This is a genomic window from Nocardia farcinica, from assembly GCF_029867845.1.
GTDB lineage: Bacteria > Actinomycetota > Actinomycetes > Mycobacteriales > Mycobacteriaceae > Nocardia > Nocardia farcinica_A.
Genome location: NZ_JARWRU010000987.1, coordinates 1 through 7,858, shown reverse-complemented (window position 1 = coordinate 7,858; position 7,858 = coordinate 1). Strand labels below are relative to the sequence as shown.

Genomic DNA, 7,858 nt, shown 5'->3' with positions numbered 1-7,858 from the left:
CCGCGATCCTTGGCTTCTACCTCGTAAACCACACCAAACCTCTCCCCGGTAACACGCGGGTGGGGCGGCCGTTGCCGACCGCCCCACCCGTCGAATCATCCCGTTCAGTACTGGAACGAACCACCCCACTGGGTGGTCACGCCTGCGACGTTCACCGTCTGCGGCGCGACGTCGCCCGCGGGGACGAGCGGCGGAAGTTTAACCTGGGCGGCCGCTTCCAGCGCGGCGGCGCCGCCGGGCTGCGCGGCGATCCAGCCCTCCACCGCGGCCTTGGCCTCGTTGAGCTGGGTGGTGTCGATGACGAACTCGCCCTTGTTGTCGGCCAGGCCCTCGCCACCGGTGTAGGTGGTGACCTTGATGGTGTTCACGTCGACGAATTCCACCGAGGCGCCCGCCTCGCCCGCGCCGGTCGGGGTGGAGTAGCCGATGGTGCCGACGTAACCGGCCTCGTTGCTGAAGTGGTGGGTGTTGGCGACGTAGCCGGGCAGCAGGGTGCCGCCGTCGATGTTGGCGCCGATCTCCTGATGCGGACCGGTCATCTCGACGACCGGGGCCGCGGGCGTGCTGTCCAGGCGCGGGGCCGACCACCGTGGCTCCTGCACCAGGGTGTCGCTCTCCGAGGGGGTGTCCGACGGCGTGCTCGCGCGCGGCTGCGGCTTCGGCTGCTGCGGCGTGCCCGGGGTGGCCGAATCGGTCTCGTCACCCGATTCGGCGTCCTCGGCCGCGGGATCCTCGACGCCCTCGGGATTCTCGGCGCCCTCCTCGGCAGCGGGCTGATCCGACTGGCCGGGGACCGGCAGCGGCGCCACGCGCGGGGTGGTCACACCGGGCTGGGTCGGGGTGGCCAGCTTCGGATCCTTCTTCGGCTCCGGCATGACCTGTTCCTGCTCGGGCGTGGTGACACCGGGCTGGCTGGGCGTCGGCGTGCTCTCCGACTCGTTCTCGCTCTGCTCGGGCTGCGCGGTGCCCGGCTGGGTGCCCTCGGTGCCCGGGTTGGTGCCCGGCTGAACCGGAGCGGGCGTGGCAGGCGTGGTCGGATCGTTCGGAACGGCCCCCGCCGGCGACGCGAACAGAGTAGCCACGGCAGCGGCGGTGGCCAACGGCAACGAGGTGCTCGCCATCGCCCGCTGGGTCCGACTCGGCTTACGATGTTTCACTTTTCGCCAATCCCTTTCCCGGGTGCGCCCGCGGATCCGGCCGCACTCAGTTGTCCTCGACGAGACACGCCGGATCGCCAGAACGGCCGAAAGCCGTTCTCGGTCGGGGCCGTTCACGTCGGATCGGAAAGGATCTCCCCCCCATACACCACAACCCCAGGGCGATCCGCTCGATCGCATCTCTCGCGAGCGAGTCAACCACACCACGGGCATCACTGGCAACGCGGACGAAGCCGCGCACCGACCGGGTTATCGGCCACGCGCGGACGGTGTTTCAGTCCAGATCGTCGTGGCGCATGAGCAGGCGCGCGGCCTCGGTGACCGAACCGGTGAGCGAGGGGTACACCGAGAAGGTCTGGGCCAGGTCGTTGACGGTCAGGTTGTTCTGCACCGCCAGCGCGATGGGCAGGATCAGCTCCGAGGCGATCGGGGCGACCACGACACCGCCGATGACCACGCCGGTGGCCGGGCGGCAGAAGATCTTGACGAAACCCCGGCGCAGGCCCGACATCTTGGCGCGCGGATTGGTGTTCAGCGGCAGCATGACCGTGCGCGCGGGCACCTCGCCGTTGTCGATCGCGGTCTGGGAGACGCCGACGGTGGCGATCTCCGGCCGGGTGAACACCGCTGAGGCCACGGTCTTGAGCCGGATCGGGCTGACCCCCTCGCCGAGCGCGTGGTACATCGCGATGCGGCCCTGCATGGCCGCGACCGAGGCCAGCGGCAGCAGGCCGGTGCAGTCGCCCGCGGCGTACACGCCGGAGACCGAGGTGCGCGAAACCCGGTCCACCCGCAGGTACCCGCCCCGGTCGAGCTCGATGCCGATCTTGTCCAGCCCGAGATCGTCGGTGTTGGGGGTGGAACCGACGGTCATCAGCGCGTGCGTTCCGGTCACCGTGCGGCCGTCGGCGAGCTCGACCACCACGCCGTCGGCGGTGCGCTTCACCGCGTCGGCGCGGGCGTGTTTGACCAGCTCGACGCCGCGCTCGGCCAGCGCCTCCTCCAGCACGAGGGCGGCGTCGGCGTCCTCGCCCGGCAGCACCCGGTCACGGCTGGAGACCAGCTTCACCTGCACGCCCATCTCGGTGTAGGCGGAGACGAACTCGGCGCCGGTCACGCCGGAACCGACCACCACCAGCGTCTGCGGCAGCTCGCGCAGGTCGTAGAGCTGACGCCAGGTGAGGATGCGCTCGCCGTCGGGCTCCGCGCCGGGCAGCACCCGCGGGCTCGCGCCGGTGGCGATCAGCACCACCTCGGCCTCGATCGAGCGCTCGCGGCCGTCGGCGGTCTCCACCACCAGGCTGTGCGGGGACCGCCCCGGCGCGGGATCGGTGAACCGCGCCCGGCCGGAGACCAGGGTCACACCGGCGGACTGGAGTTTGGAGCGGATGTCGGAGGACTGCGCCAGCGCCAGCGCCTTGACGCGCGCGTGCACCTCCGGCAACTGCACAGCGGCCTGGTCGGGGTCGAGGGTGATGCCGAGCCCGCGCGCACGGCGCAGGTCGGTGCGCATGCCCGTGGAGGCGATGAAGGTCTTGGAGGGCACACAATCCCACAGCACACACGCCCCGCCGATGCCGTCCCGATCGATCAGGGTCACCTGGGCGCCGTGCTGCGCCGCCACCAGCGCGGCTTCGTAGCCGGCCGGTCCGCCGCCGATGATCGCGATTCGGGTCATGGGTACTTCCCTTTCGGCTCGTCGACCGGGATCTCCGGTGTGGGCTTCACGTTAATCGCCGAGCCGATGTCGGGCTCACCACACACCTGGACAGAGGATGCGCGGCGAACTGTTACCCGGGCAGGCTAACCTTTGCAACGTGCCGATTTACGCCGCTTACGGGTCGAACATGGACTCGTCGCAGATGCTCGAGCGCTGTCCGCACTCCCCCATGTCCGGGACCGGCTGGTTGGAGGGCTGGCGGCTGACCTTCGCCGGTGACGACATCGGCTGGGAGGGCCCGCTGGCGACGGTCGTGGAGGACCCGAACTCGCGCGTGTTCGTCGTGCTCTACGACGTCTCGCCGGAGGACGAGAAGGCGCTCGACCGCTGGGAGGGCTCGGACTTCGGCATCCACAAGAAGATCCGCCTTCGGGTCACGCCCAATCCGGGCAGCGGCACCGAACCACGCCTGGCCTGGCTCTACGTCCTCGACGCCTACGAGGGCGGGCTACCGTCGGCGCGCTACCTGGGCGTGATGGCCGACGCCGCGGAGAAGGCGGGCGCGCCCGCGGACTACGTGCACGCGCTGCGCACCAGGAACAGCCGCAATGTGGGGCCGGGCAACTACTCGGGCTGACCTGCCCCGACACGAACGAGCCTCCGGCCCCGCGTGGGGCAGGAGGCTCGTGTCGTATCGCGGCTGGCGCGGGATCAGTGCTGCGGGTCGAGCACCAGGTTGGTGAACAGCCGGACACCGACGGCAAGCGCCCGCTCGTCGATGTCGAAGGTCGGCTGGTGCAGGTCCAGCTGCTCGCCCTCGCCGGACCACACGCCGAGCCTGGCCATCGCCCCCGGCACCTCCTCCAGGTACCAGGAGAAGTCCTCGCCACCGCCGGACTGCGCGGTGTCGGCCAGGGCGTCCGTGCCGAGCGCGCGGATGGCGTGCTCGAACCAGCGGACCGAGTGCTCGTCGTTGACCACCGGCGGCACGCCCCTGCGGTAGTTGAGCTGATAGCGCACGCCGGTCGGCGCGAGCAGGCCGTCGACGATCTCGTGCACCATCGGCTCGAGCAGCGACCAGGTGGCGTGGTCGCCGGTGCGCACCGTGCCGGTGAGCATGCCGGTCTGCGGGATGGCGTTGGGCGCCTTGCCCGCTGACACCGCGCCCCACACCATGACCGTGCTGGTCCTCGGGTCGATGCGGCGGCTGAGCAGGCCGGGCAGGCCGGTGATGACCGTGCCGATGGCGTAGACCAGGTCGCTGGTCAGATGCGGACGCGAGGTGTGCCCGCCGGGCGAGTCGAGCACCAGCTCGACGGTGTCGGCGGCCGAGGTGATGGCGCCGACCCGCATGCCGACCCGCCCCACCTCCAGACGCGGATCGCAGTGCACAGCGAAGATGCGGTCGAGGCCCGCCGTCGCGCCGGCGGCCACCATGTCGAGCGCGCCGCCGGGCATGACCTCCTCGGCGGGCTGGAAGATCAGGCGGACACCGATCGGCAGCTCGGGCACCTTGGCCAGGGCCAGCGCGGTGCCGAGCAGGATGGTGGTGTGCGCGTCGTGCCCGCAGGCGTGCGAGACGCCGGGCACGGTCGAGGAGAACGGCAGGCCGGTGAACTCCTGCAGCGGCAGGGCGTCGATGTCGGCGCGCAGGCCGACGCGCGGGCCGTCCGCCGGGCCGAGATCGCAGATCAGGCCGGTGCCACCGGGGATGCGACGCGGGTCGAGGCCCGCCTCGGCGAGCCGTTCCTCGATGAACTCGGTGGTGGCGAACTCGGTGCGGGACAGTTCCGGGTTGGCGTGGATGTGCCTGCGCCACCGGATCAGGTCCGCGCCGTGGGCGGCGAGCCACTGCTCGATCACCGGGTGCGCGCCCGTCGCCCGCATCGGGTCCTCACCCGGCGCGGGCTCGGCGGTGGTACAGGCCGTGGTCTCTGTCGCGGTGTCCGTCGCGGTGTTCGTCGCCGGCCCTTCCGCGGTCACACACGCGCCCGCGGCGGGGCTGTGCACGTGATCGAGGGGCCGGCCGAGATTGTTCACCGAAGTTCCTCCTGTCGTCGGGCCAGACGTTGCAACACGCTCTCTCTGTGGTCTACATCGCGGGCGACGGCGATCGCGGTACGCGCGAGCACGAGCGCGCCGTCGGTCACCGCGCGGTCGGCCGAGGCGTTGACGCTGGCCGTGGCGAACCCCGGCTGATGTGTCACCGCCCCATCGGTGTCGATGCCGATGACCGGGTGGATGCCCGGGATGACGTTGGTGACATTGCCCATGTCGGTGCTGCCGAGCGGACGCCGTGCCTCCAGATCCACGGCGATGGGCACCCGCCCCAGGTCGGCGATCTGTTCCCGGTAGACCGCCAGCAGATCAGGGTCGGGCGTGAGCTCGGTGTAGGTGGGCGCCACCGTCCGGATCTCGTGCGTGCAACCGGTCGCGAGGGCGCCCGCCTCGAAGCAGGCCGAGGCTCGTCTCATCAGATCGTCGAGCGACGCGGAATCGGCTGCGCGCAGGTAGTACAACAATTCCGCATGGCCGGGCACGATGTTCGGGGCGACGCCACCGTCGCTGATTATACCGTGCAGTTGCTGGCCGGGCTTCAGGTGCTGACGCAGCAGACCCAGCGCCACCTGCGCGATCGTGATCGCATCGGCGGCGTTGCGGCCCTGCTCGGGGGCGGCGCTGGCGTGCGCCTCCCTGCCGTGGAAGCGCACCGCGATGTCGGCCAGCGCCAGCGAGTGCGCGCCTGCGATCTCCAACGGGCCGGGGTGGACCATCATCGCCATCGCGATGTCGTCGAAGGCGCCCGCCTCCAGCATGAGCACCTTGCCGCCGCCGCTCTCCTCGGCGGGCGTGCCGAGCACCACCACGGTCAGATCGAGTTCGTCGGCCACCTCGGCCAGCGCCAGCGCCGCGCCCACCGAAGCCGCCGCGATGATGTTGTGCCCGCAGGCGTGCCCGATCTCCGGCAGCGCGTCGTACTCCGCGCACAGGCCGACGGTCAGCGCGCCGCTGCCGTATTCCGCGCGGAACGCGGTCGGCAGACCCGCCACCTCGCGCCGGACGGTGAAGCCGCGCTCGAGCAGCGGTTCGAGCACCTTCTCGACGCTGCGGAACTCGGCGAAGGCCAGTTCCGGCTCGGCGTGCACGGCGTGCGAGAGGTCGATCAGGCGCGGGGCCGCGGCCCGCACCGCGGCGTCGGCGCGGACCTGTGCGTCGGTGCTGTGGCCGGGGGCGCGCTGGTCCTCGTCGGGGGACGGCGGGACGGGACGCGGCAGTGGCATGGCACACAGTCTGGCACTGCCCGCCTGGCGCGGCGCGCTACGCACCCGGCAGGCGGGTCGTGCGCCCCGGCGCGACAGCCGTCGGCGGCAGTGGCGATACTGGTCCGCATGCTTGCCGAACAGGCCGCCGAAGCGATCGCCGAACGGACCGGAGTGCCGCGCCATCGCGTGGCGGTGGTGCTCGGATCGGGGTGGCAGGCCGCCGCCGCCGAACTGGGCGCCCCGACCTCCTCGGTGCCGATGCCCGACCTGCCCGGCTTCGGGACGCCGACCGCGCAGGGGCACGTGCCGGTGCTGCACTCGGTCCCCGTCGGCGGCAACCAGGTGCTGGTGCTCATGGGCCGCCAGCACCTCTACGAGGGCTACTCCCCCGCCGAGGTGGTGCACCCGGTGACCGCGGCGGTGGCGGCGGGCGCGGAGATCGTGATCCTGACCAACGCCGCAGGCGGCATCCGCCCCGGCCTGCGGGTGGGCGAGCCGGTGCTGATCGCCGACCACATCAACCTGACCGGCCGGTCCCCGCTGACCGGCGCGGCCTTCGTCGATCTGGTCGACGCCTGGGACCCGCGGCTGCGCGCGCTGGCCCGCGAGATCGACCCCGGCCTGAGCGAGGGCGTCTACGCCGGGCTGACCGGGCCGCAGTACGAGACACCCGCCGAGATCCGCATGCTCGCCACCATCGGGGCCGACCTGGTCGGCATGTCCACCGTGCTGGAGGCGATCGCCTGCCGCTCGCTGGGTGTGCGCCTGCTCGGGCTGTCGCTGGTCACCAACGCGGCCGCAGGCGTCACCGGCGAACACCTCTCGCACGCGGAGGTGCTGGCCGAGGGCGCGGCCGCCGCGCCGCGACTGGGCAAACTGCTGCGCGGCGTGCTGGAACGCCTCTGATGCTGCGCTTCGGCACGGCGGGCCTGCGCGGGCCGCTGCGGGCGGGCCAGGACGGGATGAACGCCGAGACGGTCGCCCGCGCCACCGCCGGGGTGAGCGCCTGGCTGCGCGAGCGTTGCCTCGGCGGCGGGCGGGTGGTCGTCGGCCGCGACGCCAGGCACGGCTCGGCGGAGTTCGCCACCGTCACCGCCGAGATCTTCCAGGCCGCGGGCTTCCCGGTCACGCTGCTGCCCCGGCCGCTGCCGACCCCGGTGCTCGCCTACGCGGTGCGCGCGCTCGGCGCGGTGGCGGGCGTGCAGATCACCGCCTCACACAATCCCGCGGGCGACAACGGTTACAAGCTCTACCTGGAGGGCGGCTCCCAGCTGGTCGCCCCGGCCGACACCGAGATCGAGGCGCGCATCTCGGCCGCGCTGCCCCCGTTCGAGCGCGCGCCCGTCGTCCCGGCCGACGACGCGCTGCTGCGCGGCTACCTGGCGCGGGTGGCCGAACTGCCCGCGCGCATCGGCGGCGACGGCCCGCGCGCGCCGGTCCGCATCGCGCTGACACCGATGCACGGCGTCGGCGGCGAGACGGCGCTGCAAGCCCTCGCGGCCGCCGGATTCACCGATGTGCACGTGGTGGCCGAGCAGTTCGAGCCCGACCCGGACTTCCCGACCGTGGCCTTCCCCAACCCCGAGGAACCGGGCGCCACCGACCTGCTGCTGGCCACCGCCCGCCGGGTCGAGGCCGACCTGGCGATCGCGCTCGACCCCGACGCCGACCGCTGCGCGATCGGGGTGCCCGGCCCGGATGGCTGGCGGATGCTGCGCGGCGACGAGACCGGGCCGCTGCTCGGTGACCGGGTGCTGGCCACCGCCGCTCCCGGCTCC

Annotated in this window: 6 protein-coding genes and 1 pseudogene; 3 read left to right on the top strand and 4 right to left on the bottom strand. The window is 72.4% G+C overall.

What is annotated here, in order from left to right:
• Positions 1-104: 104 nt before the first annotated feature.
• Positions 105-1,082, bottom strand: a complete 978-nt coding sequence (locus QH283_RS21785) for a hypothetical protein (RefSeq protein WP_280504830.1) — start codon at positions 1,080-1,082, stop codon at positions 105-107.
• Between the two features lie 349 nt (positions 1,083-1,431).
• The gene (locus QH283_RS21780) at positions 1,432-2,835 is read right to left on the bottom strand and encodes an NAD(P)H-quinone dehydrogenase (protein ID WP_280504829.1); all 1,404 of its coding nucleotides are present in this window, start codon (positions 2,833-2,835) and stop codon (positions 1,432-1,434) included.
• Between the two features lie 139 nt (positions 2,836-2,974).
• On the opposite strand from QH283_RS21780, the gene QH283_RS21775 reads away from it, so the two are divergent.
• On the top strand, positions 2,975-3,454 hold the full coding sequence (locus QH283_RS21775; RefSeq protein WP_280504828.1) for a gamma-glutamylcyclotransferase: 480 nt from the start codon (positions 2,975-2,977) through the stop codon (positions 3,452-3,454).
• 74 nt (positions 3,455-3,528) lie between these two features.
• Here QH283_RS21775 and QH283_RS21770 read toward each other — a convergent pair whose 3' ends face one another.
• On the bottom strand, positions 3,529-4,704 hold the full coding sequence (locus QH283_RS21770; RefSeq protein ID WP_280504831.1) for a M20 family metallopeptidase: 1,176 nt from the start codon (positions 4,702-4,704) through the stop codon (positions 3,529-3,531).
• A gap of 149 nt (positions 4,705-4,853) precedes the next feature.
• Positions 4,854-6,098 (bottom strand): M20 family metallopeptidase, encoded by a 1,245-nt coding sequence (locus QH283_RS21765; protein ID WP_280504827.1) that lies wholly within the window; start codon positions 6,096-6,098, stop codon positions 4,854-4,856.
• A 108-nt stretch (positions 6,099-6,206) separates the two neighbouring features.
• Between QH283_RS21765 and QH283_RS21760 the strand changes: the two genes are divergently transcribed.
• Both QH283_RS21760 and QH283_RS21755 read left to right on the top strand, forming a co-directional pair.
• Positions 6,207-6,986: a purine-nucleoside phosphorylase gene (locus QH283_RS21760; RefSeq protein WP_280504826.1), complete on the top strand. Its 780-nt coding sequence runs from the start codon at positions 6,207-6,209 to the stop codon at positions 6,984-6,986.
• Positions 6,986-7,858 (top strand): annotated as a pseudogene (locus tag QH283_RS21755) (phospho-sugar mutase); the annotation flags it as partial. The gene QH283_RS21760 and the pseudogene QH283_RS21755, both read left to right, overlap by 1 nt.